General features: G+C 39.4%; 27 protein-coding genes and 1 tRNA gene. 11 read left to right on the forward strand and 17 right to left on the reverse strand.

Annotation, left to right across the window (positions count from 1 at the left end; all coding sequences use genetic code 11):
* Positions 1-114: 114 nt before the first annotated feature.
* The 6 genes from I6758_RS13615 to I6758_RS13640 all read right to left on the reverse strand — a co-directional run bounded on the left by I6758_RS13615 (position 115) and on the right by I6758_RS13640 (position 5,683).
* Positions 115-765, reverse strand: coding sequence for a CBS domain-containing protein (locus I6758_RS13615; protein ID WP_196605775.1), 651 nt, complete (start codon positions 763-765; stop codon positions 115-117).
* Positions 766-793: 28 nt separating this feature from the next.
* On the reverse strand, positions 794-1,498 hold the full coding sequence (locus I6758_RS13620; protein WP_196605976.1) for an ABC transporter ATP-binding protein: 705 nt from the start codon (positions 1,496-1,498) through the stop codon (positions 794-796).
* Positions 1,499-1,509: 11 nt separating this feature from the next.
* Positions 1,510-2,277, reverse strand: a complete 768-nt coding sequence (locus tag I6758_RS13625) for an ABC transporter ATP-binding protein (protein WP_196605776.1) — start codon at positions 2,275-2,277, stop codon at positions 1,510-1,512.
* Positions 2,278-2,279: 2 nt separating this feature from the next.
* Positions 2,280-3,221, reverse strand: a complete 942-nt coding sequence (locus tag I6758_RS13630) for a branched-chain amino acid ABC transporter permease (RefSeq protein WP_196605777.1) — start codon at positions 3,219-3,221, stop codon at positions 2,280-2,282.
* A gap of 9 nt (positions 3,222-3,230) precedes the next feature.
* Positions 3,231-4,118 (reverse strand): branched-chain amino acid ABC transporter permease, encoded by an 888-nt coding sequence (locus I6758_RS13635; RefSeq protein WP_196605778.1) that lies wholly within the window; start codon positions 4,116-4,118, stop codon positions 3,231-3,233.
* A 383-nt stretch (positions 4,119-4,501) separates the two neighbouring features.
* A complete protein-coding gene (locus I6758_RS13640) occupies positions 4,502-5,683 on the reverse strand; it encodes an ABC transporter substrate-binding protein (protein ID WP_196605779.1) in 1,182 nt (393 codons plus the stop codon).
* Between the two features lie 418 nt (positions 5,684-6,101).
* Here I6758_RS13640 and I6758_RS13645 point away from each other — a divergent pair, with 418 nt between their 5' ends.
* Positions 6,102-7,067, forward strand: a complete 966-nt coding sequence (locus tag I6758_RS13645) for a type I phosphomannose isomerase catalytic subunit (RefSeq protein ID WP_196605780.1) — start codon at positions 6,102-6,104, stop codon at positions 7,065-7,067.
* Positions 7,068-7,196: 129 nt separating this feature from the next.
* On the opposite strand, the gene I6758_RS13650 is transcribed toward I6758_RS13645, so the two are convergent.
* The 10 genes from I6758_RS13650 to lexA form a co-directional block, all read right to left on the reverse strand.
* Positions 7,197-7,272 (reverse strand) — tRNA-Lys (locus I6758_RS13650).
* Between the two features lie 76 nt (positions 7,273-7,348).
* On the reverse strand, positions 7,349-8,587 hold the full coding sequence (locus I6758_RS13655) for a purple acid phosphatase family protein (RefSeq protein ID WP_196605781.1): 1,239 nt from the start codon (positions 8,585-8,587) through the stop codon (positions 7,349-7,351).
* 152 nt (positions 8,588-8,739) lie between these two features.
* Complete coding sequence (locus I6758_RS13660) at positions 8,740-9,336, reverse strand: hypothetical protein (RefSeq protein ID WP_196605782.1); 597 nt, start codon at positions 9,334-9,336, stop codon at positions 8,740-8,742.
* Positions 9,337-9,615: 279 nt separating this feature from the next.
* Positions 9,616-10,218, reverse strand: coding sequence for a pentapeptide repeat-containing protein (locus I6758_RS13665; protein ID WP_196605783.1), 603 nt, complete (start codon positions 10,216-10,218; stop codon positions 9,616-9,618).
* A gap of 598 nt (positions 10,219-10,816) precedes the next feature.
* Positions 10,817-11,944 carry a tyrosine-type recombinase/integrase gene (locus I6758_RS13670; RefSeq protein ID WP_196605784.1) on the reverse strand — a complete coding sequence of 376 codons (1,128 nt, stop codon included), beginning with the start codon at positions 11,942-11,944 and terminating at the stop codon, positions 10,817-10,819.
* 121 nt (positions 11,945-12,065) lie between these two features.
* A complete protein-coding gene (locus I6758_RS13675) occupies positions 12,066-12,851 on the reverse strand; it encodes a DUF6414 family protein (protein WP_196599804.1) in 786 nt (261 codons plus the stop codon).
* Positions 12,800-12,952 (reverse strand): hypothetical protein, encoded by a 153-nt coding sequence (locus tag I6758_RS13680; protein ID WP_196605785.1) that lies wholly within the window; start codon positions 12,950-12,952, stop codon positions 12,800-12,802. The genes I6758_RS13675 and I6758_RS13680 overlap by 52 nt, the downstream gene beginning before the upstream one ends.
* A gap of 128 nt (positions 12,953-13,080) precedes the next feature.
* Positions 13,081-13,386, reverse strand: a complete 306-nt coding sequence (locus I6758_RS13685; protein WP_196605786.1) for a zinc ribbon domain-containing protein — start codon at positions 13,384-13,386, stop codon at positions 13,081-13,083.
* Positions 13,379-13,936: a hypothetical protein gene (locus I6758_RS13690; RefSeq protein ID WP_196605787.1), complete on the reverse strand. Its 558-nt coding sequence runs from the start codon at positions 13,934-13,936 to the stop codon at positions 13,379-13,381. Before I6758_RS13690 ends, I6758_RS13685 begins: the two co-directional genes overlap by 8 nt.
* 70 nt (positions 13,937-14,006) lie before the next feature.
* A complete protein-coding gene (gene lexA, locus I6758_RS13695) occupies positions 14,007-14,657 on the reverse strand; it encodes a transcriptional repressor LexA (protein WP_231038683.1) in 651 nt (216 codons plus the stop codon).
* Positions 14,658-14,805: 148 nt separating this feature from the next.
* Between lexA and I6758_RS13700 the strand changes: the two genes are divergently transcribed.
* On the forward strand, positions 14,806-15,006 hold the full coding sequence (locus I6758_RS13700; protein WP_196605788.1) for a helix-turn-helix transcriptional regulator: 201 nt from the start codon (positions 14,806-14,808) through the stop codon (positions 15,004-15,006).
* A 56-nt stretch (positions 15,007-15,062) separates the two neighbouring features.
* Positions 15,063-15,527, forward strand: a complete 465-nt coding sequence (locus I6758_RS13705; RefSeq protein WP_196595923.1) for a hypothetical protein — start codon at positions 15,063-15,065, stop codon at positions 15,525-15,527.
* Here I6758_RS13705 and I6758_RS13710 read toward each other — a convergent pair.
* Entirely contained in the window at positions 15,511-15,747 is a 237-nt protein-coding gene (locus I6758_RS13710; RefSeq protein ID WP_196595924.1) for a hypothetical protein, read from the reverse strand. The genes I6758_RS13705 and I6758_RS13710 overlap by 17 nt on opposite strands.
* Before the next feature lie 52 nt (positions 15,748-15,799).
* On the opposite strand from I6758_RS13710, the gene I6758_RS13715 reads away from it, so the two are divergent.
* The 8 genes from I6758_RS13715 to I6758_RS13745 all read left to right on the forward strand — a co-directional run bounded on the left by I6758_RS13715 (position 15,800) and on the right by I6758_RS13745 (position 21,039).
* Positions 15,800-16,054 (forward strand): hypothetical protein, encoded by a 255-nt coding sequence (locus I6758_RS13715; protein ID WP_196595925.1) that lies wholly within the window; start codon positions 15,800-15,802, stop codon positions 16,052-16,054.
* Positions 16,055-16,241: 187 nt separating this feature from the next.
* On the forward strand, positions 16,242-16,394 hold the full coding sequence (locus tag I6758_RS13720; RefSeq protein ID WP_196595927.1) for a hypothetical protein: 153 nt from the start codon (positions 16,242-16,244) through the stop codon (positions 16,392-16,394).
* A gap of 67 nt (positions 16,395-16,461) precedes the next feature.
* Complete coding sequence (locus I6758_RS15090) at positions 16,462-16,587, forward strand: hypothetical protein (protein WP_269140321.1); 126 nt, start codon at positions 16,462-16,464, stop codon at positions 16,585-16,587.
* Positions 16,588-16,803 carry a Lar family restriction alleviation protein gene (locus I6758_RS13725; RefSeq protein ID WP_196595928.1) on the forward strand — a complete coding sequence of 72 codons (216 nt, stop codon included), beginning with the start codon at positions 16,588-16,590 and terminating at the stop codon, positions 16,801-16,803. It begins immediately after the preceding gene.
* A gap of 59 nt (positions 16,804-16,862) precedes the next feature.
* Positions 16,863-17,276, forward strand: a complete 414-nt coding sequence (locus I6758_RS13730; RefSeq protein ID WP_196595929.1) for a hypothetical protein — start codon at positions 16,863-16,865, stop codon at positions 17,274-17,276.
* Positions 17,276-18,433 carry a DUF2800 domain-containing protein gene (locus tag I6758_RS13735; RefSeq protein ID WP_196605789.1) on the forward strand — a complete coding sequence of 386 codons (1,158 nt, stop codon included), beginning with the start codon at positions 17,276-17,278 and terminating at the stop codon, positions 18,431-18,433. Before I6758_RS13730 ends, I6758_RS13735 begins: the two co-directional genes overlap by 1 nt.
* 16 nt (positions 18,434-18,449) lie before the next feature.
* Positions 18,450-19,025 (forward strand): DUF2815 family protein, encoded by a 576-nt coding sequence (locus I6758_RS13740; RefSeq protein WP_196601712.1) that lies wholly within the window; start codon positions 18,450-18,452, stop codon positions 19,023-19,025.
* 64 nt (positions 19,026-19,089) lie between these two features.
* A complete protein-coding gene (locus tag I6758_RS13745; RefSeq protein WP_196605790.1) occupies positions 19,090-21,039 on the forward strand; it encodes a DNA polymerase in 1,950 nt (649 codons plus the stop codon).
* Positions 21,040-21,054: the final 15 nt, after the last annotated feature.

Below are 21,054 nucleotides of genomic sequence, written 5' to 3' on the forward strand. Positions count from 1 at the left end.
CTCTCATTCAAATACAATTTATAATAAGCACAAAAAATTAATCTGCGGAAAACCGCAGATTAATTTATTTACATTATAGTAGCATACAACATACCAAAAGTAAAGGTTACGGCTTTACAGCATACCGATTTTAGTTATATGAGAAACTTTATAACCTAGTTTTTGAAGATCAACTGTGATTTCATTCAAATCCGGAAAAGTTCCGCGAATAATTGCCTCAGAATCACCATTAGGTGTGTTAAAAGAAACAAAACTGTCAATATTCAGCTGGTGCTTTGCAAATACATCGGCAATCTCTTTGGTCGCACCGATTTTATCCTTAAAATCAAGAGTAACACGCATTTTACCGCTGGCCAGCCCCATTACCTTTACCAATACACGGAAAATATCCGTTTCAGTTATTATGCCTACCAACACCCCAACACTGCTCACTACCGGCATACCGCCTATTTTATTATTGCACATCAGCAGCGCTGCTTCTTCAACAGTTGCTTCATCAGAAACACAAACTATCGGAGCAGACATTACATCGCTGACCGGCATTTTTGCCAGTAGCGAATTTATTTCATACTTAGCCAAGGTAGTCGCAGGGGAAGGAGCTATGCGTGAAATGTCACGATCACTTATAATACCTACTACTTTGCCGTCTTTCATAACAGGCAAACGGCGAAAATGATTCATTTTCATGAGTCCCGCAGCCTCATCCACAGGAGTATCCGCTGAAACAGTAATTGGGTTTCTTGTCATATAACTTGATACAAACACATTATCAGACTCCTTTCATTAACAGCCATTATCCGCCAAGATATGCCTTACGCACGTCCTCGCTGGCAGACAGCTCTTTAGCATCGCCGCTGAGCGTGATTTTTCCGGTTTCCAAAACATAGGCACGATTAGCTATTGATAACGCCATATTAGCATTCTGTTCTACAAGAAGAATAGTTGTTCCTGCTTTATTTATATCCTTTATTATCTCAAAAATTTCTTTTATCAAGAGAGGCGCCAATCCCATAGATGGTTCATCAAGCAGAAGAAGACGCGGACTGCTCATAAGAGCACGTCCCATCGCAAGCATTTGCTGTTCACCGCCTGACAGCGTGCCTGCCTCTTGTTTCTTGCGTTCGGCAAGACGGGGAAAATGTTTGAATACTCTTTCCAGATCGCTTTTTATGCCATTCTTATCTGTTCTGATATAAGCTCCTAGTTCAAGATTTTCCATAACTGTCATATTGGCAAAAATACGGCGGCCTTCCGGTACCTGAGATATTCCATATTCGACAATTTTATGTGCCGGCTGCCCGCTTATCGTCTTATCTTCAAACGATATTGTTCCTGTTTTAGGTTTAAGCAGCCCGGAAACAGTGCGCAGAGTGGTAGACTTGCCTGCACCATTAGCGCCAATAAGCGTGACTATCTCACCTTGGTCCACCTCAAGGCTTATTCCTTTGATTGCATGAATAGCACCATAAAAAACATTTATATCATCCAGTTTCAACATTATAGCCATTATTAAGCCTCCTCACCAAGATAAGCACGGATAACCTCCGGATTTTTCTTAATCTCATCAGGCACTCCCTGGGCTATAATAGAACCATATTCCAGCACATATATACGTTCACAGATTCCCATTACGAGACTCATATCATGTTCGATAAGCAAGATGGAAAGAGCATATTCTTTTCTTATCCAGCTGATCATGTCCATAAGCTCGTTTGTTTCCTGCGGATTCATTCCGGCCGCAGGTTCATCCAAAAGCAAAAGCTGCGGATGTGTAGCCAACGCGCGCGCTATTTCCAGACGGCGCTGTGCACCATAGGGCAGATTTTTTGCTATTTCGTCGGCCTTATCTTCCAGCTTAAATATTTTCAGCAGTTCCCGCCCGGTTTCTTCAATCTGACGTTCCTGTTTGATGTAACGGCCAAAACGAAACGCAGCTTCCAGCAAATTATAATTCAAATGAGTATGATAGGCAATTTTTACATTATCCAAAACACTCAGCTCAGAAAACAGACGTATATTTTGAAAGGTTCTGGCAAGTCCTCTCTGTGTGATCTGGGATGGTTTCATCCCCAGCAAACTCCTTCCGTCTAAAGAAAGAGTCCCTGAGGTTGGCTGATAAACTCCCGTAAAAAGATTAAATGCCGTCGTCTTTCCTGCTCCGTTCGGACCGATAAGTCCCACTAATTCGCCTTTATTTATAGTCATATTAAAATTGCTGACAGCTTTTAACCCGCCGAACAATTTTGATATGTTCTTTGCCTCCAACAATATGCTCATACTCATTTTCCCCCTTTAAAACGTTTAAAAATGGGCAAACTCGTAATTTCGATATTGCCGAACAACCCCTGCGGACGATAAAACATGAGCGCAATAAGGACAACGGCATATATGCTCATTCGCAGTTCAGGCCAATCGGAAAGCAGCGCCGAGATAGTAGTAAGAATAAATGCTCCTGCTATGGAGCCGGTAATAGAACCCATGCCGCCCATAACCACCATTATCAGATAGTTAAATGATGATAAAAAAGTAAAGGACGACGGATGCACTATATAGAAAGTATGAGCAAAGAGACATCCTGCCACTCCGGCAAAGCCTGCTCCTACGGTAAAAGCAAGCACTTTGTACTTTGTCGTATTCACACCCATAGCCTCCGCAGCTATTTCGTTTTCGCGAATTGCCACACAGGCACGGCCAAACGATGAATTCACATAATTTTTTATAAAAAATACTACAAACAGCATTACAAAAAACGCCCATGCAAAATTTGTAGATTTGGGAATTCCCATAAAACCGGCCGCTCCGCCCACGTAATTGACATTCATTATAACGATACGAATTATTTCGCCCAGTCCTAATGTAGCTATAGCAAGATAGTCACCGCTGAGTCTCATCGTCGGCAGACCGATAAGGCAGCCTATGATAGCCGCCGTTACAAATGCCGTAATTAAACCGACAATAAAAGGCATATGAAAATTAACCGACAAAACAGCTCCCGTATAAGCTCCTATAGCCATAAAGCCTGCATGCCCCAAAGAAAATTGGCCTGTATAGCCATTTATAAGATTAAGACTTACAGACATAATTATATTTATACAGATTACAATTATATTAAGCTGCCAAAAAGGATCCAAGGCTTCAGAAGAGATCAATCCCTGCAATACTGCAAAGACAATTAGGCTGATAACTATTGCCTTAAGATCTGTTTTACGCAATGAACTCATTTATCACACCTACACTTTCTCGTTAGTATTTTTGCCCAAGAGACCTGACGGTTTAAAAAGTAAAACCAATATCAATATGGCAAAAGCTGCCGCATCACGAAAAGTAGAAGAAATAAAACCGCTTACCAGTGCTTCTATAATGCCCAGAATAATACCGCCGGCAGCAGCTCCCGGTAAGATGCCTATGCCGCCAAGAACAGCTGCAACAAAAGCCTTAAGGCCCGGCATTATTCCCATGAGAGGATCAATGGAATTGTAATAAATCCCCACCAATACTCCCGCAGCGGCAGCCAGGGCCGAACCTATCCCGAACGTTACTGAAATAATCCTGTTAGAGTTTATCCCCATCAACTGCGCCGTCTCAGTATCAAAGGAAACAGCACGCATAGCCTTTCCCACTTTCGTATACTGGACTATATAGGTCAAAATAGCCATAAGAATTATTGTTATGGCAAAAATCATTATCTGCTGATTATTAATAATAAACGGTCCTATATGATAAGCAGCATCATCCAGAAGACTGGGAAAAGTCCTCGGCTGCGGCGTAACAAAATACATCATTGTATACTCAAGAAAAAATGATACACCAATCGCTGTTATCAATACAGATATACGTGGTGCTGAACGCAGCGGTCTATATGCAAACCTTTCTATAAGCATCCCCAATATTCCTGTCAGAAGCATTGATACAAGCAAAGCAGGCAAAACCGGCCAATTCATTATAGTTATGCAAAAAAAGCCGATATACGCACCAACCATATAGATATCGCCATGCGCAAAGTTTATAAGTTTGATAATGCCATATACCATGGTATATCCTAAAGCAATCAGCGCATAAATACTCCCCAGCGATATTCCATTGATCAGCTGCTGCAGGAACTGATCCATAATCCCCATCAGAAAGCCCCCATTACATTTTATTTTTTTAATAAATACATAATACTATAATCAAAAGTTAAATAAATGAGAATTGCAACACTGCACTGTCCCGTGCACTTATAATTCTCGTTAAAAAACACTTTGACCATGTACCACTATTTGGCTGGCTCCTAATTATAGACAAAAATAAAACCTTCAGCCGACCAGCTAAAGGTTCCGATGCCAACCAGTGCTTCAACCTAAGCAGCTCACCGTTGAGCACATATCAACTATTATAAACATACGATCAGTTATATTTGATATTATATGTTACAGATTATATTATTGTCAATATCAGTCTGATATCTGCCAATCCTTCAGTCAATTCCAGCCGAACCGACCGAAATTGACCGTCCCCCTGATCAATTTTCCGGGGCTATCTTTTCCCGCATAACTTTATTGCCATCTTTCATTTCAATTATTACGGCAGATTTTATAGGATTATGATCCTTATTTATACTGATAACACCAGTTCCTACCTGAATATCCTTCAGATTTTCCAATGCATCACGTATTTTTTGCGGATCGCTGCTCTTAGCCTGTTTAATGGCTTCAATCAGCATTTTTCCGGCATCATATCCCAAGGCTGCAAAAACATTAGGTTCCTTGCCGTTATTTTCTTTTTCAAACATTTTTATAAAATTCTGCACATCTTTATCCTGATCGGAATAATGTGTACTGTAAAATGTATTGTTCAGCGGATCTTTGCCCGCTATATCTATAACCTTTGTATCATCCCAGCCGTCCGTACCAAGTAAAGGTGCTGTTATTCCCAGTTCACGCGCCTGTTTTACTATTTTGCCGACTTCTTCATAATAAGCAGGAATAAAAATTATATCCGGGTTGGCTGCTTTTATTTTTGTGAGTGTTGTCTTAAAATCCTGATCCTTCTGGACAAAAGCTTCTTCGTCGACGATCTGCCCGCCTGATGCTTCAAATTTTTCTCTGAATACCTTTCCCAGACTTTTTGAATAATCCGTGCTTGAATCAACATAAATAACCGCTGTTTTTGCATGTAGTGTTTTAACTGCAAAGGTAGACATTACTTCTCCCTGCTGCGGATCAATAAAGCAGCTGCGAAAAACAAAGGGCTTAACCTTGCCATTATCATCTACAGTTACCTTCGGGCTGGTAGCTGCCGGTGCGATAAGAGGAATCTTGCTGTCTGTCACGATTGGCGATGAAGCTAAAACATCACCGGTAGTAGCCGGTCCGACAATAGCTGAAACCTTATCCGTAACCAACTTTGTTGTCGCATTAGCTGACTCTGATGCTTCCGATTTGCTGTCTACTTCTTCAAGCTCAATTTTCTTTCCGTCGATTCCGCCTGCATCATTTACTTCCTTAACTGCCAATCTCAAGCCGTCCAAAGCAGCTGAACCATAATTTGCGGCATTCCCGGTAAGCTCGAAATTCGCTCCGATTTTGATGGTATTGGCATCATCTGCATTCTTTTGTCCGCCACAGCCGGAAAGAACTGCTGACATCATTGTCACACCAAGAAGCGTACCGACAATTTTTAAACGCTTTCCCCTTAATTCCATGAAACTCCTCCTATTAAGATACCTTACTTAGATTTTTAAAAGCATCTTTCCCCAGGTATGAACTTGATTATACGACGACCGCTTACACTGCAATCAGCTCAGTTGAACCCAGATCTCTATCTCGTATAAAAAAGAGCATTAACTGCCATTCTTATTGCAATAAATATATTATAGTTTGCAAGTATACACTAGTCAAGAAAAAATTTTAGGGTTATATCGTTTATATATACAAAAAAAACTTCTTATCCTCATTTTAGGAAAAAATATAAATAGTATTTTTCATAATTCCTTTAAAATATGAAAAGGGGACAAAAAATCATACTATTCTCTCCTGATGCACAATATAATTGTTCCTGATAAAATCAGGCAATATCGCTACTCAGATATACTGTGCTATAATAAACCAGAGGTGAATTATATGCTATATCCATTAAAATTAAAAGCTCCCCTTAAAGATTACATTTGGGGCGGAACCAGACTGAAAAACGAGTATGGAAAAGAAACAGATTTGCCAACGATTGCGGAAAGTTGGGAATTGTCATGTCACCAGGCCGGCTTAAACATTATTGAAAATGGTATCTTCAAAGGACAAACCCTGCCTGAATGCATTTCCCATTTGGGCAAAAAAATCATAGGCACAAAAGCAGCCAGTCTTGATTACTTTCCCTTGCTTATAAAATTAATAGATGCCCATGATAATCTATCCGTACAGGTACATCCAAATGATGACTATGCTCAAGCAGTAGAAGGCGAACCCGGCAAAACCGAAATGTGGTACATAGTCGATGCCGAACCCGGTGCAAAATTGATTTATGGCTTTAAAAATAAAATAAGCCGGGATGAATTTGAAAAACGTATAACTGATAATACCTTGCTTGATATATGCAATCAGGTTTCTGTAAAAAAGGGCGATGTATTCTTCATTTCCTCCGGCACACTGCATGCCATCGGCAAAGGTATACTCATAGCTGAAATACAACAAAATTCCAATACAACATATCGTGTTTATGACTATGGCAGAAAAGGCAAGGACGGCAATCCACGAGAACTGCATATAGCAAAAGCCCTGACGGTAACCGATCTGCATCCGCCGGCACAGAAAAAAGGCGCAATTGGCTCCATAAGCATTTTTTCTGACTATAAAATAAAACTATTATCCCAATGCTCTTTATTTACAGTATATCTTTTTACTATTGCCGGCAACTGCACACTCTGCGCAGACAATGAATCCTTCCATTCTTTGCTTGTACTGAACGGTGAACTATGCCTTGATGCACCCAACGAAAGTTTAATATTAAAAAAAGGAGACAGTGTATTTATCCCAGCTTCCATGGGAGATTATCGCATCAACGGTATGGGAGAATTTATTTTAACGACTCTCTAAAGCAATCATGGTATATACCTGGCTGCCTCCGAAATCAGCTTTTATCATTGCAAAAAGCTTCACACCAGATTATTTTTTCATGCAGACAAAAAAAGCCTTCTTCCATGGGAAGAAGGCTCTATAACCAAATGGTGGCTCACCCGAGATTCGAACTCGGGACACCCTGATTAAAAGTCAGGTGCTCTGCCAACTGAGCTAGTGAACCATTTAAGTGCCGCTCATCAAGCCGACTATGATATTATACTAAGCTAAGAAAGATTTGTCAACACTTTTATCGATTTTTATTTTTGCAGCTGCCATTCATCAATAATGCTGCCATCCTGTTTATACGCTTTTACCGCAAATTTATGCATATCAGCATCCAGTTTCAGATACATTGGCTCAGAAACAGGATTAAAAAATTCTTCGTCAGTGCTTTTTTGCGGAGAATTTTTCCATGCCTGATCACCGCTCCTGCCCGTAGAGACATAGACTGCTGGGCTGCCGCCAAAGCTTAAAGGCTCAGTACGTGAATAAGAATGTATATGCGCACTGAACACTGCGTCAACACCATGTCTGCTTATTATAGGCAAAAATGTTTCACCGATATTATTCAAGGAACCGTCAAGAGGGATTTTCCACGGTTGCCTGTGCATCAGCACTATTTTCCACGGCAGATTCGACATGGCTAAATCTTTATCCAGCCATTCTGCCTGTTCCTTAAAAAGATTAGGCAGTGCCGCCTGCTGCTCCTCAAGCTGTGTATCCAGTACCACAAAATGCACTGGCCCGTAATCAAAAGAATAGGCATGTTTTTGGATGCCGTATGAACTGTTTTCAGGAACATCAAAAAGGAGCTGGAAAATTTTTGGTCCAACCGGTTTCCAATCAAGATCATATGTTTCATGATTTCCCATAACAGGAGCGACAGGTATTGCATTAGAAAATTTGGCTATACCACCGAGCCATGCCCGCCATTGCGATAAGTCCATACCATTATCGACCAAATCGCCCATATTTATAAAGAAATCTATATCCGCATTTTTCGCATATGCTTCGTTGGCTGTTTTTTCCCACACAGAATAATCAGCAGATTGTGAATCACCGAAAATAATGGCCGACAACGTCAATTTATTTTCATCAGGAGTAGAAAAAGCATACCAATCAGAAAATCCGGCACCCGAACTCACACGATACCTGTAAGCTGTGTTGGGATCAAGCGAGCGAAGCTTCACCGTATATACTGATGTAGCTTCGTCAAAGGAAGAAACAGTTGCTTCATAGCTTACATCACAGTGTTCTGCATACGAAAGCTCCAGCAGCCCCGTATCATTTTTCCTGCCAAGCCATGAAATAGTCCTGCCGTGCGGCGCATCAGGCGGAATAGTCTGCCAGACGTAAAAGGGTTTTCCTTCAGCTTCATCAATTATATTTTCCGGTTTTTTTTCAATACCTGTATATATTTGGGGATAAAACATATATAAAATCCCCAGGAAAAGAATAATTATGCATATTGCCAGCGTGATAATCTTCCTAGACATAAAACACTCCTCATTTAAAAATATACACGCTGAATTCATTCATTACATAAAAAATAAACAAAATATAACGCTTAAACATTTATCAGGAAAAAGAAATTATTTTTTATCAATTTTCAGGCAGTATTGCCAATTCTGCATCACTGCTTCATTTTTTATAAAGAGTCCTTGATATTCGCCATAATTTCTTCCATATTTTTTTTGAATGCACCGCGTTTTGCTCTTAAATCACTGGTCGATGAGTTATTTTCCTTAGTAACATCTATGCTTTTTATAACAGCATCCCCATCAGCCAAATACGCTTTGACTTCAACGGATGCACGCCTGACCGTTTCCTTACCCCAAGAACCTGAGCCCCGTTCCGTTTTTTCGATCACCGGATCTTTTACAATGATAAATAACACTTTATCATATCCACTATATTTCACAAAATCTAAAATAATATCTTTAGTAAGTGGTTGTTCGTCAAGAAACCCTTTGTCCAACCAATAGTTTTGATATTCAGTTTGAACATTTGTCCCTACATCGACGGTATATTTTTTTATATCGGTCGGAGACTGTACCATTGCCTCAGAAATAATATCAAAAAAATCCGATGTTTTGACATCTGCATTACCTATAATTATCACACCAATTTTCCCCGTTGACCGCTGTAAAAGGTCCGATTGCCCTTTTTGTTGGACATCAGCTGCAAATGCAGTTAACGTAAATAAAGAAAAAAACATCATCGCCAATACAAAAATTCTTTTCATCCTTAACACCCCTATGATCGATTTTTAGTGCATTTACACGTTTGGAGGAAATTTTTAATTATATTAATTCAGTTTATTCTAGCACAGATAAAGTCTCACGTAAACTTTGCAATTTTATTCTCTTTGTACAATCTATAAAAAAACAATAACAGGGAATGAGAAATTACATTTGAAGCACAATAAATTTTTGTATTAGCAAAATCATTACTTTCGTATAAAATTGATAAAGTCTTATGTAGTCTGGTTTTGATAAAAGGAAACATCGCTGCAATAATTTGTTCAAACAATTTTGACCCCCAACATTTGTGCTAGGCCAGCAGCTTGCACCGCATTGATTTTTACACCTTTAAGTTCGTCGAATGTTTCGGATACCATTATCCCCTCAATGATACAATCTGATAAATCTATTCCTTTAAGTGATGTTTCAAAGAAATCCACACACTGAAAATTAGCCGCTCTAAATTTACTTCTTTGAAATTTTACCTCAGAAAAAAAAGATTCTTTAAAATTGCTGTTATCTATAGTACATTCCTTCCATACTGTATTGGCAGCGTTTACATAACATAACGAGCTATTCAAGAAGATCATTTCTTTAAAACAGCTCTTGCTGAAATTACTTCCGTCTCCCTTGCATTCTAAAAATTGGGATTTTTTCCAGTAGCTTTCTGTAAAAATACAATTTGAAAGAACACAATTTTCAAAAACCACATTATAAAAGCTGTCTTTTGAAAAATTGCAATTAATAAATTGACATTTAACAAATTGTACTGATTCAAATTCTATTTTTGAAAAATCGGCATTTGTGAAAGCTTCATATTCAAAATTCATATTCTGAATATCGCCATCTTCTAATCTTGCGTCGGCAATCATTTTTCCCAGCATGGTACCAAGATGCCTCCCTATCCATTATAAATTATCATGGTACAAAGAATACTATAACAATATTGACAAAACAAAAGGCCACACTAAGCTTATCAATTTTCATATGACCTACATTTTCCCTTGGTGGGATGTCCTGGTTTCGAACCAGTAACCTCTTGCATTGAAAGATGCCCAGTACCGGATGGGACACAACAGTGCCCGTATGCTTCTGGACGTATACAGCCACCGCTCCAGCAGCTCTTAATCACTCTGAAAATATTCCACCTAAACCAAAAATCGTGAAAGCCAAATAACGGCCCTCACGATTTTTTATTACCGTATTGCTATACGTTGCTGCATTTTACTTAAAAAGGATTTGCAGCAATCACTGCAAATCCTTGAATTTTCCTGGTGGGATATACTGGTTTCGAACCAGTGACCTCTTGAATGTGAAGCAACTTAAAAAATACCTTTCGAAGCCTTTATTTAGTGGGGTTGCAGGATTTTTACCTCGAAAAAATTGCATTTTGGAAAGTCTTTATTTATAAGGGTTTGCAGGAGTTAAGAAAAGTTAACTGTGCCCAAAGTGTGCCCACTTTTTTTCAACAATTAAGTTTTCTTAACCGTATCTTCTTATAGGCAGCTGATAAAGATTTTTAGTATTTTCAACTAATGTTCGATCATAGTCCGGTATCGCGTGACCATATAATTCGAGTGTATGGCTAACCTTACTGTGCCCAAGTCTGCGGGACACTTCAATGATAGGTTCGCCTGCCGCTAGTAGGTTTGTTGCATAAGTATGCCTTAACGTGTGAAACTTCTTATACCCTATACCAGCATCACGCAGCACACTATGCCAGAACTTATCAAATGCAGTCGGTTCAATGGGATTGTTACGGGCACTTACAAAACATAGCTGCTCATCATTTTTAGGTAGCCGGTCAAGCAGCTTTTGCAGCTCTATCATTGTCTGGTCATAGACAATTAATTTCCGGACAGATGCCTTTGTTTTTGGGTTGCCCATTATCAGATCACCGCCGGCACGTACCAATATTTTACGGATAAATATCTGCTTGGTCCTGGGGAAAACGTCACAACGCCTTAATCCCAATACTTCGCCTTTGCGCATTCCCGTTGTCGCGGCTAAAAGCACAGCAGCATATTTTTTCTTCAGTATCGGGTGGCTGGCGCAGGTTTGCAGTATTTTTGCTATCTCGGCTTTGGTAAATATCTGGATGTCTTTTTTCTCGAAATGCGGGGCATCCACACTGTCCATGATATTTTTCCTGATCAGGCCTAATCTGTACGCTTTTGAAAATATACCGACAAGTGTTGAATGTACCTTGTGCGTAGTATTTGCTGAAACCTTTTTAAGCAGCTCCTTGTACAGCTGCTGCACGTTGAGCGGAGTAACTTCCTGTAATTTTAAGCCTGCAAGCGGTTTTAAATAGCCAACAAGGAATTTATAATAGTCATACGTACTTGGCCTTACAGAGTCCTTTTTGTAGGTTTTCAGCCAATCGAGTGCCCAACGCCCGAATAACGCATCAGACGGTGCAACAAAATTATTATTGTTTATGTCATTACGCTGTGCAACCAGAAAAGCCGCTGCGTCTGCTTCGTTGTCAAACCTTTGATAGTGCCTATTTCCCTCATTATCAAAAAAAGCTACTCTGTACTTTTTACGGGATTTTTCGTATGCTATAGATCCCTCCCCACGTTTACGAATTTTTTTATTAGTAGACATAAAAAATAGCCTCCTATTCGTTTGAAAAGAAAGCTGATTACTGATATAATTTAATTGCAATTTGGTTGAGTAATCAGCCATGAGCCGTTTTGGTGTTACAGCACCGGGCGGCTTTTTTATTTTAGTATTTAATTTCTCTGAAAATCAGAATTGGAACAATTTTATATAACGATTTTGAATATAAAGTACTCATGGCAGAAGCGTAAACATCAATAGCATTTTCAATTGATTCGACTTGTGTGGGGTCCGCTTTAGCAGAAACAGAACAATCAAGAATACCAAGCGTAAACCAATTATCTGGCAGATTTACACCGTAAGTCCTCATGAGATCATCTTGCCTTATAGATAATCCATTTTCTTTTAATGTCCCATTTATAATTTCTTCTTTGAAATTTATAGATAGAGAAATGGAATCCGGCATCTGCTGTATCATACCATTCATTAACTTAAAAATATCCTGAGCATTTTTATTGAATTTAATGCCTAATGCCGACTGATTTTTTATAATTGCAGGTAGTATAGCTTTCATGCTGGCGATATCACGAATAGTGATTGGTGAATGAATTAAAGCTAAATCTCCTGCACATGGAAAAGGTAGTTTTGATAAAGATGTAAGGTTTAAATCATTAAGCAGATTTATTAATTGGCTATGATACGGGTCATACCGCTCTGCTGCACTGCTATTGTCTTTATTGTCGTTTTCATATGAGCCGTTCATAATACCTGTATTAAGTTTTGCGGATGTAGAAGAACCCTCAGAAGTACCAATAGTTTTGGTTACACTTCTCAGGGTTCCATTGCGTATCTGTGATATTAAAGAATCTATCCGTTCTTTATCAACATAGAGAAAATCAATTAGCGAAGATTTTTCAGGAAAGTCAGCGTCGGTTCCGTCTTCTTGCCCCATTTGTTTACCTCCTTGGCAATCTCTTTACATTTGGCAGCATGCTTATCATATTGAACTTTAATGGCATCAACATTAATTGATACGTTGATTTTCTTTTCCATAATGATTGCCCCCTTTTTTCTTAATTATAACAACAATAGGAAGAAGTGTACATATTAAATTTTTATAGTAAATTGCTATTTATTACCCTCCATGGCGGTCTGGTGCTACAGCACTGGGCAGCTTTTTTCTATTTTATATCGCGTTGACAATGCGGACAAACTGTCGCACCCGGTTTTACATATTCCTTACAGTATGGGCATTCGGTATAACCCTGCTTTTCAAAATCTTCTTTTATTTGCTTTGGAGATTTAGGAATAACTAACGAATGTATTAATGCTATTATGAAAAGCAACACACCGTAAATATACCATGCAACAAAATCTCTCCCCTTTTGATGTGCTATTGTTGCGGGTATGATTCCAAGAATTAAAGCCGTAGTAAGAAGCATCAGCATAATTAACTCACTTTCTTTCATCAGATATATTTTAATCATCTATATTAGGCCCCATAATATGTCCCCAGCTTGCAACTTCATTACCTGATAATTCATGTATGATTGAAAGGTGAAACGAATCTAGTTTTAAATCAATTTCACGCGAATGCGCCATTGTAGACCATGACACAAATGAAGCCTTTATAAAACCCAGTTTTGCATCTTTGGATAAGTATTGCCAATTATCATTTACAGTTACTATTAATGTAGATGCAGCAGGATCGTAATTTACTCCTGTATACACAGGAGAATATCCATTATTGCTAAATAGATTATTAAACCCATCTAACATTTCATTTAGTTTTCCATGATAATCAGTATAATATTTTTGTGCAGTTGCTTTTTCATCTTTAGCCTTTTTATCGGCTATATTATTTGTCTGCCGGTTTTGTTCTTTATCTTGTTCGGCTTGAATCCTTTTTTGTTGAGCTATGTAATTATTTTCAAATGGTTTAGGAGCATTACTTTCTGAAAATAGCCATATAACGCCAAGAGCACATGCAAATATTGCAAAAATAATAACAACTAGGGGACGCTGATTCTTATACATATTTCCACCCTCTCAATTTTTGAAATATGTAATATTTCTATAAAACTTTTATAAATTCCTTTGAAAAAGCTCATCTTACCATTGACTGAAACGCTACTGCTTTACCTAAAATCTTAAATTCCGTGCAATTATCTTTCGTACATATAATAGGTTTGTATTTAGGATTTTCCGGCATTAATGTTACGGTGCTGTTATTATGATAAAAACGTTTTAAAGTGGCGCTATCATCAATCAGAACTGCAGCTATTTCTCCATCTTCAACTTCCGGTTGTTGTTTTATAAAAACTATATCGCCATTATATATTCTGGCGTTTATCATGCTATCGCCTTGTACTTGCAAACAAAAATCGGCATGAATTCCGTCAGCCATATTTGCGTAGCCTTCTATACTTTCCTGTGCCAGAATAGGTTTTCCCGCAGCTATTTTCCCAATTATTGGCAATTTTGTTAATTCAATAGGTCGAATATTAGATGCAGAAGGAATAGTAGGTTGATTGCTAAGCTTTATAGATAATAAATCTGTTCTTTTAATATTAAAATACGTACATAATTTATCGAATTTATCCATTCTAGGAAGCTTTTTACCTTTTAGCCAATCATTTACCGTTGCTGCGCTGACACCCATATATTCTGCTAATTCTCTTTGAGTTGTTTCTTTTGAATCAAAAATACGATTAAGATTATTTTTAAAGTTTTGTCGAAGATTATCGTTTTCTTCCATAATTTCCACGCTTTCTTTTTTCTATTGACTATATTATAAAGCTTAAAGCTAATATTTACAATACAAAAACATAAAAAAATTAGCTTTTAGTATTGACATAAGCTTAAAGCTAATTTATACTAATAGTAGTGAAGGAGATGAATAATAAATGCAAATATCATTGAGAGCCGCCCGTGTAAACGCTAATTTAACGCAAAAAGATGTTGCACTGCATTTATGTAAAAATAAGCAGACTATAGTAAATTGGGAGAACGGCAAAACCCCAATTGATATGGCAAATTTTGATGCATTGTGCAGATTATATAAGATTAGTGCTAATTATATTTTTTTGCCTAGAAAGTTAGCTTAAAGTTAATAAGAAATAAAATCAAGCCAATCGTGAAATTTAGGAGGAAGGTGAGAAAAATGGAGACAATTAAAAAGAACCCTCAAACTAATGAGGATTCTGAAATGGCGCTTAATTATCGAATACAAAATAGATTGAGCATTCTATTAAACCACAAATCTCAGATGACTAATGAATTAAGGCTACCATGCCAAAAGCTAGATAATTCATTAAGAGTTCAATACACACTATTTGAAAAAGCGTTTTCAAATTTAATAGCTTGTGAAGGGGAACATTTAAAAAAATTTAATATGGAAAAACTAACATTATCAGAACTTCATACTAAATTGCTAAATGCCGACAGTGAAATAAACAAAACAATTATAAAAAAGGATATACAACAAAAAGAAAATGAGATTGTTAAGAAATTATTTTTAGTTCTTAATGACGAAGAACTTACAATTACTCAAGCAACCTCATTATTACAGATAGCAAAACAAGAAATACTAGAAACCAGATTACGGAATATTAATCGCAGTTCTTAACAATGGCATTCGGATTCATACTATTTAAAATGCGTATTTGCATTTTATCTCCATGACTACAACGATTGCCATTGAAAGCTCCAGCATAGCACCCAATAAAAACTTTTCCGTATGAAGAACAAATTGGCAGGTTCAAACAATCACAAGAATAAACCTTTTTACCTTCAGTATTTAATTCAATGTTATCACTTAAGCATTCTGGTTTAATAAAATTATCCATAAATAATCACCTCTTTTTCTAAGGCGATTATATCACAGAAAGGAGCTGTAACATGCAAAAAGCAATGAGTGCATTAAGTTATGCAAAACACTGCGGGTTACCATACCCAATGGTAAAGCAGTATTGCATAGAAGGCATAATCCCGTGCTTCAAGCAAAAGGTAAGATACTATATTCGCCCGGATATTGCGGATGAAGCACTTGCCAAGTATGAAGCACAAAAATTAGATCCAGAACCTATAAAAGAGGTACACGTATTAAAGCAACCAAAAGATTTTAATTTTTTTGAGGCCTTAAAAAAGGCGTAAGGAAGTTGGTTTAAATGATCCCACATTGTTGGCGCTGCGGGCGAATATTAAAGCCTCCTAATGTGCAGCAGTTAGTGCTATGGAGCGGGCAGTCGGTTATGGTTTGTGCTGATGACCGGAATTGCCCGGCAGTCGTAAATGGCAGCCGGCGGAAATTAAGAGAGCTACAGCGGAAAGGGGTGAGATAGTGAGCGATTTAGTACCGTGCATAGCAAGCTTTACGCTCGGCATCGGCGTGACGCTGATATGGATAGGACTTAAATCCGAAGAGCCAGTAGAGGCGAAAGTAGGCTATAAAAACGAATGCATAGGCTATGACGAAAGGGGAAAAGATAAATAATGTATAGGTCAACAATAATACGAGCTAAGGACCTGCGGGTGCTGGCAAAAATGGAGCTGATAGAAGCATGGCTAAAATCACTGAAACGGTCAAAAAAACTAAAAAAATAATGCGTCACCGTGTACTGATAGCCGATGCAATATTTATTATCTGTATCATCATGGCCGCGGCTGTTGTGCTGGGGGTGCGATAAATGGAAAAACTTAAACCGTGTCCGTTCTGCGGCAGCAGGCCCTTTATTGAGGATGACAGTCGTCCTAATTCTATAAATGATGGTAACGCTTCATGGCATATATTTTGCCCGAATTGTGGGTGCTCGCAAAAGCAAAATCAGGATATTAAAATGGTGGTCGAAAACTGGAACATGAGGGCAGAACACAAAAAAGCCGCTCAGGAGTGCAATCCATGAGCGGTATGAGAAAAAACTTATTCTAAATAAATAATACCACAAAAGGAGATAAAAATCACATGGAAATGCAATTAAATGTAAATATTAGTGCACCTGAACTTGTACAGGCTATAAATAATCTTGCGGGGGCTTTGGCAGGGAAAATTACGGTGCCAGCTGTCGTCGAAGCACCTAAGTCTACCGAAAAAGAAGAAACGGCAGAAGCGCCTAAACAGCATAGAAAAAAAGCAGCGAAACCAGCAGCCGTTAAACCGGAGACTGCGCCGTCGGCAGAAGAACCTTCAGAAACAACCAGCACTGAAAAATCAGAGGACGAATTAAGGACCGAACTTAAAAAACTGGCTGTTGAAAAGGCAAGAGGTGGTAAAAACGGTGAAGTTAAAGCAATAATTGAGTCTACCGGATCCGTAAAACTGTCGGGTATAGCGGCAGACCTGCTGCCGGATGTGCTGGAAAAAGTGAGGGCGTTGTGATGCCAGCGCATGCAATATTAAGCGCATCCGGCAGTAAAAGGTGGCTGGCCTGCCCACCGTCGGCACTTCTGGAAACAAAGTTTCCCGATACTAGTAGCGAAGCCGCAAGGGAAGGTACCTTCGCACATTATGTAGCAGAAAAGATTTTGTCGAACTATTTATCCAAGGAACCATTAATAGAAAACCAGCTGCTCTCTCCTTTAAGAGGCAGAGAATTTTATAGCGAAGATCTGATCGGCTATGTCCGTGAATATACGGATGCGTGCATTGAAAAGATTAATGCCGCTAAGGCTGCCGACACGATGGCAGTTGCTTTCATTGAAGAAAAGTTGGATTTTTCAAAATGGGTACCAAAGGGATTCGGGACCGGTGATTGCGTCATTATCTCAGACGGAATTCTTGAAATTATTGACCTAAAATATGGCAAAGGTGTTCCAGTATCCGCAGAAGGCAACACACAGATGCAGCTCTATGCTCTGGGGGCAATTGACGCATACAACATGCTTTACGATTTTGACCTTGTCCGTATGACTATTGTACAGCCACGGAACGGTGGCGTGTCACAGCAGGAAAAGTCAGTGAAAGAATTGCTGGAATGGGCCTGTGACGTAGTACAGCCGACAGCGGCGCGGGCAATAAAAGGTGAAGGTGAGCTATGCGCTGGTGATCACTGCCAATTCTGCCGGGCAGCTTTAAAATGTAAAACCTACTCAGACTACTGCATGGAAATTGCAAAGCTCGAATTTAGAGGGGCGAACCTGCTGGACGATGAAGACATCGTTTTAGTTCTGGAGCGTGTTGATCATTTAGTTAGCTACGCTAAAAAAATAAAAGAATTTGCCTTAGGGGAAGCCCTAAACGGCAAGAAATGGACCGGTTTTAAAATTGTTGAAGGTAAAAGCAGACGAGTATACTCCGATGATAGCAAAGTCGCTGACACGCTGAAAACTGCCGGTTATAAAACAGACCAGATATTTAAGCCTAAAGAACTGCTGGGGCTCACTGAAATGCAGAAACTTTTAACCAAAAAGAAATTTGATACTTTGTTATCAGACCTTATCACAAAACCTGCCGGCAAGCCCGCTTTGGTACCAGCAACCGATAAAAGGCCGGAGTATAACCCGGTCGAAGCTGATTTTAAAAATTTAATGGAATGAAAGAGGTAATTATATTATGAAAGAAACATCAAAAACCAGAACAGTATTACAGAACGTCCGTTTATCCTACGCCCACATTTGGGAACCGGCAGAAGACCTGAACGGTAGTCTCAAATACAGTGTATCACTTATAATCCCGAAGGACGATAAAGCCAATCTGGCACGTATCAAGAAAGCCATTGAGGCAGCCAAGATCGAGGGTAAATCCAAGCTGGCCAATAAAAAAGGTGTTATCCCATCAAACATAGATTTACCTGTCAGGGATGGTGATGTAGACCGTGCGGACGATGAAAACTATGCCGGCTGCTATTACCTAAATGCCAAAGCCAATCCTGATCACGCGCCTAAGATTGTTGACCATAAGTGTGAACCTGTCATGGACCAGAGCGAGGTTTATTCCGGCTGCTATGCCCATGTATCGGTAAACTTTTTTGCCTACAACAAAAACGGCAACTCCGGTGTAAGCGTTGGCTTAGGCAACATCATGAAATATAAAGACGGTGAACCATTATCCGGTGGTGCGTCCGCAGAAGAAGATTTTGCGGATTTGACCAGCGACGAAGATGAATCGGCAGACAACTTTTTAAATTAAACTTTGATCGACAACAGCAAAAGCCCGCGTGTTATATGCGGGCTTAAAAATTAGGGATGATGTCATGGATACACTAGCGATAGATATTGAAACGTACAGTGACTTAGATATTAAAAAAGTTGGTGGTTATAAATACGCCGAAAACTGCGAAATACTTTTATTTGGCTTTGCTTTTAACGATGATCCGGTAGAAGTTATAGATATGACAAAAGATAAGTTGCCCGGCGAATTATGCGAAATATTAAACAATCCGCTTGTCTTAAAAACAGCCTACAATGCCCAATTTGAGCGCACAGTGTTAAGTCATTATCTGGAGCGCGCAACATTTTTACCCGCTGCACAGTGGGCCTGCACTATGGTATTATCGCTTACACTCGGGATGCCGGGAAGCCTAGAACGAGATTCAAAGGTCTTAAATTTATCAGAGGATGAAGCTAAATTGTCAACGGGCAAAAGCCTTATACAGTACTTTTGTAAGCCATGCAGGCCGACAAAGACAAACGGAGGCAGGGTTAGAAATATGCCGGAACATGCGCCGGATCGCTGGCGGCAGTTTATAGAGTACAACCGCCGGGACGTTGAAACAGAGCGCATTATCCGTAAAAAGATGGAACGCTTTAAATTAAAAAAATCCGAACAAAAATTATACGCACTTGACCAGCAGATAAATGATCGCGGTGTAAAGATTGATATTAACTTAGTCGAAAAAGCCATAAAAGCTGACACGGAGTTTAGCAAAAAGATAAGCAGCGAGGCTGTCAGGATATCAGGCTTGGCAAACCCCAACAGCGGGGAACAGCTGAAACGCTGGATTGAAAAGCAGGAAGGTTTTTTCCCGGCATCGATAACAAAAAATAATATTGCTGAAGTAAAAGAAAAATGCCGGAGTTCGGCAGTCAGAAAAATGCTTGACTTGAAAATGCTTTTATCAAAAACCTCCGTAAAAAAATATACGGCTATGGAAATCGCCCGCTGCAACGATGGTCGGGTGCATGGACTTTTACAGTTTTACGGGGCAAACCGGACTGGCCGTTGGGCCGGCCGGCTCGTGCAGGTGCAGAATTTACCACGTAATTCAATGCCCGATTTGGACGATGCGAGAACACTTTTAAAGATCGACGGTGAGCTGCTGGAAATGCTTTATGACAATATACCTGATGTCTTGTCGCAGCTTATCAGGACCGCTTTTATACCAAAGGTTGGATGTACCTTTATAGTAGCCGATTTCTCGGCAATAGAGGCAAGGGTAATAGCATGGCTGTCAAATGAGAAATGGCGGTTAAAGGTATTCGCTGACGGCGGGGATATTTACTGCGCATCAGCTACGCAAATGTTTAAAGTACCAGTTGTGAAGCATGGGGTCAATGGCGAGTTGCGGCAGAAGGGCAAGATAGCTGAATTGGCACTTGGCTATCAGGGCTCCGTTGGTGCACTTAAAAAGATGGGTGCTGATAAGATGGGCCTTTCAGATGATGAACTGGTTGAAATAGTGGCAAAATGGCGTAAAGCCAGTCCAAATATTGTCCGGTTTTGGTACGATATTGAAAATGCTGCCAAAAAGGCAATCAATGAAAAAATGTTTGTGAAACTGCCAACGCATCATTTGACAATGAGGTATGAAGCAGGAATGCTGCGCATTGAATTACCATCCGGCAGAATAATATCCTACATTCGCCCGCGAATCGAAAAAAACAGCCAGGGCAGGGATGCAATAACCTATGAAGGTATGGAGCAGGCAAGCAAAAACTGGGGCAGGCTGGAAACCTACGGCGGCAAACTGGTTGAAAACATTGTACAGGCAACGGCGAGAGATTGTTTAGCCGTTGCAATGCGCAGGCTTGACCAGCATGATTTTAAAATTATCATGCACGTGCATGACGAGGTGATCATAGAACACGAAGATCCTAATGCATTAAAGGCAGCCTGCGATATCATGGGCCAGCCGATAGACTGGGCGCCAGGACTGCTGTTAAATGCCGACGGATATACAACAAATTATTATAAAAAGGACTGATTAAAACGAATATAG

This window comes from Pectinatus haikarae, from assembly GCF_015732185.1.
Lineage (GTDB): Bacteria > Bacillota > Negativicutes > Selenomonadales > Selenomonadaceae > Pectinatus > Pectinatus haikarae.

Excerpts from the sequence above, each read along its gene's own strand:
- I6758_RS13645 (WP_196605780.1), top strand. The coding sequence starts at position 6,102 with ATGCTATATCCATTAAAATTAAAAGCTCCCCTTAAAGATTACATTTGG.
- I6758_RS13705 (WP_196595923.1), top strand. The coding sequence starts at position 15,063 with ATGGAGACAATTAAAAAGAACCCTCAAACTAATGAGGATTCTGAAATG.
- I6758_RS13625 (WP_196605776.1), bottom strand. The coding sequence starts at position 2,277 with ATGAGCATATTGTTGGAGGCAAAGAACATATCAAAATTGTTCGGCGGG.
- I6758_RS13630 (WP_196605777.1), bottom strand. The coding sequence starts at position 3,221 with ATGAGTTCATTGCGTAAAACAGATCTTAAGGCAATAGTTATCAGCCTA.
- I6758_RS13665 (WP_196605783.1), bottom strand. The coding sequence starts at position 10,218 with ATGCTGGGAAAAATGATTGCCGACGCAAGATTAGAAGATGGCGATATT.
- I6758_RS13735 (WP_196605789.1), top strand. The coding sequence starts at position 17,276 with ATGCCAGCGCATGCAATATTAAGCGCATCCGGCAGTAAAAGGTGGCTG.
- I6758_RS13680 (WP_196605785.1), bottom strand. The coding sequence starts at position 12,952 with ATGGAAAAGAAAATCAACGTATCAATTAATGTTGATGCCATTAAAGTT.
- I6758_RS13690 (WP_196605787.1), bottom strand. The coding sequence starts at position 13,936 with ATGTATAAGAATCAGCGTCCCCTAGTTGTTATTATTTTTGCAATATTT.
- I6758_RS13700 (WP_196605788.1), top strand. The coding sequence starts at position 14,806 with ATGCAAATATCATTGAGAGCCGCCCGTGTAAACGCTAATTTAACGCAA.
- I6758_RS13660 (WP_196605782.1), bottom strand. The coding sequence starts at position 9,336 with ATGAAAAGAATTTTTGTATTGGCGATGATGTTTTTTTCTTTATTTACG.
- I6758_RS13675 (WP_196599804.1), bottom strand. The coding sequence starts at position 12,851 with ATGGGGCAAGAAGACGGAACCGACGCTGACTTTCCTGAAAAATCTTCG.
- I6758_RS13670 (WP_196605784.1), bottom strand. The coding sequence starts at position 11,944 with ATGTCTACTAATAAAAAAATTCGTAAACGTGGGGAGGGATCTATAGCA.
- I6758_RS13620 (WP_196605976.1), bottom strand. The coding sequence starts at position 1,498 with ATGTTGAAACTGGATGATATAAATGTTTTTTATGGTGCTATTCATGCA.
- I6758_RS13745 (WP_196605790.1), top strand. The coding sequence starts at position 19,090 with ATGGATACACTAGCGATAGATATTGAAACGTACAGTGACTTAGATATT.
- I6758_RS15090 (WP_269140321.1), top strand. The coding sequence starts at position 16,462 with ATGGCTAAAATCACTGAAACGGTCAAAAAAACTAAAAAAATAATGCGT.
- I6758_RS13730 (WP_196595929.1), top strand. The coding sequence starts at position 16,863 with ATGGAAATGCAATTAAATGTAAATATTAGTGCACCTGAACTTGTACAG.
- I6758_RS13635 (WP_196605778.1), bottom strand. The coding sequence starts at position 4,118 with ATGGGGATTATGGATCAGTTCCTGCAGCAGCTGATCAATGGAATATCG.
- I6758_RS13725 (WP_196595928.1), top strand. The coding sequence starts at position 16,588 with ATGGAAAAACTTAAACCGTGTCCGTTCTGCGGCAGCAGGCCCTTTATT.
- I6758_RS13715 (WP_196595925.1), top strand. The coding sequence starts at position 15,800 with ATGCAAAAAGCAATGAGTGCATTAAGTTATGCAAAACACTGCGGGTTA.
- I6758_RS13740 (WP_196601712.1), top strand. The coding sequence starts at position 18,450 with ATGAAAGAAACATCAAAAACCAGAACAGTATTACAGAACGTCCGTTTA.
- I6758_RS13655 (WP_196605781.1), bottom strand. The coding sequence starts at position 8,587 with ATGTCTAGGAAGATTATCACGCTGGCAATATGCATAATTATTCTTTTC.
- I6758_RS13710 (WP_196595924.1), bottom strand. The coding sequence starts at position 15,747 with ATGGATAATTTTATTAAACCAGAATGCTTAAGTGATAACATTGAATTA.
- lexA (WP_231038683.1), bottom strand. The coding sequence starts at position 14,657 with ATGGAAGAAAACGATAATCTTCGACAAAACTTTAAAAATAATCTTAAT.
- I6758_RS13640 (WP_196605779.1), bottom strand. The coding sequence starts at position 5,683 with ATGGAATTAAGGGGAAAGCGTTTAAAAATTGTCGGTACGCTTCTTGGT.
- I6758_RS13685 (WP_196605786.1), bottom strand. The coding sequence starts at position 13,386 with ATGATTAAAATATATCTGATGAAAGAAAGTGAGTTAATTATGCTGATG.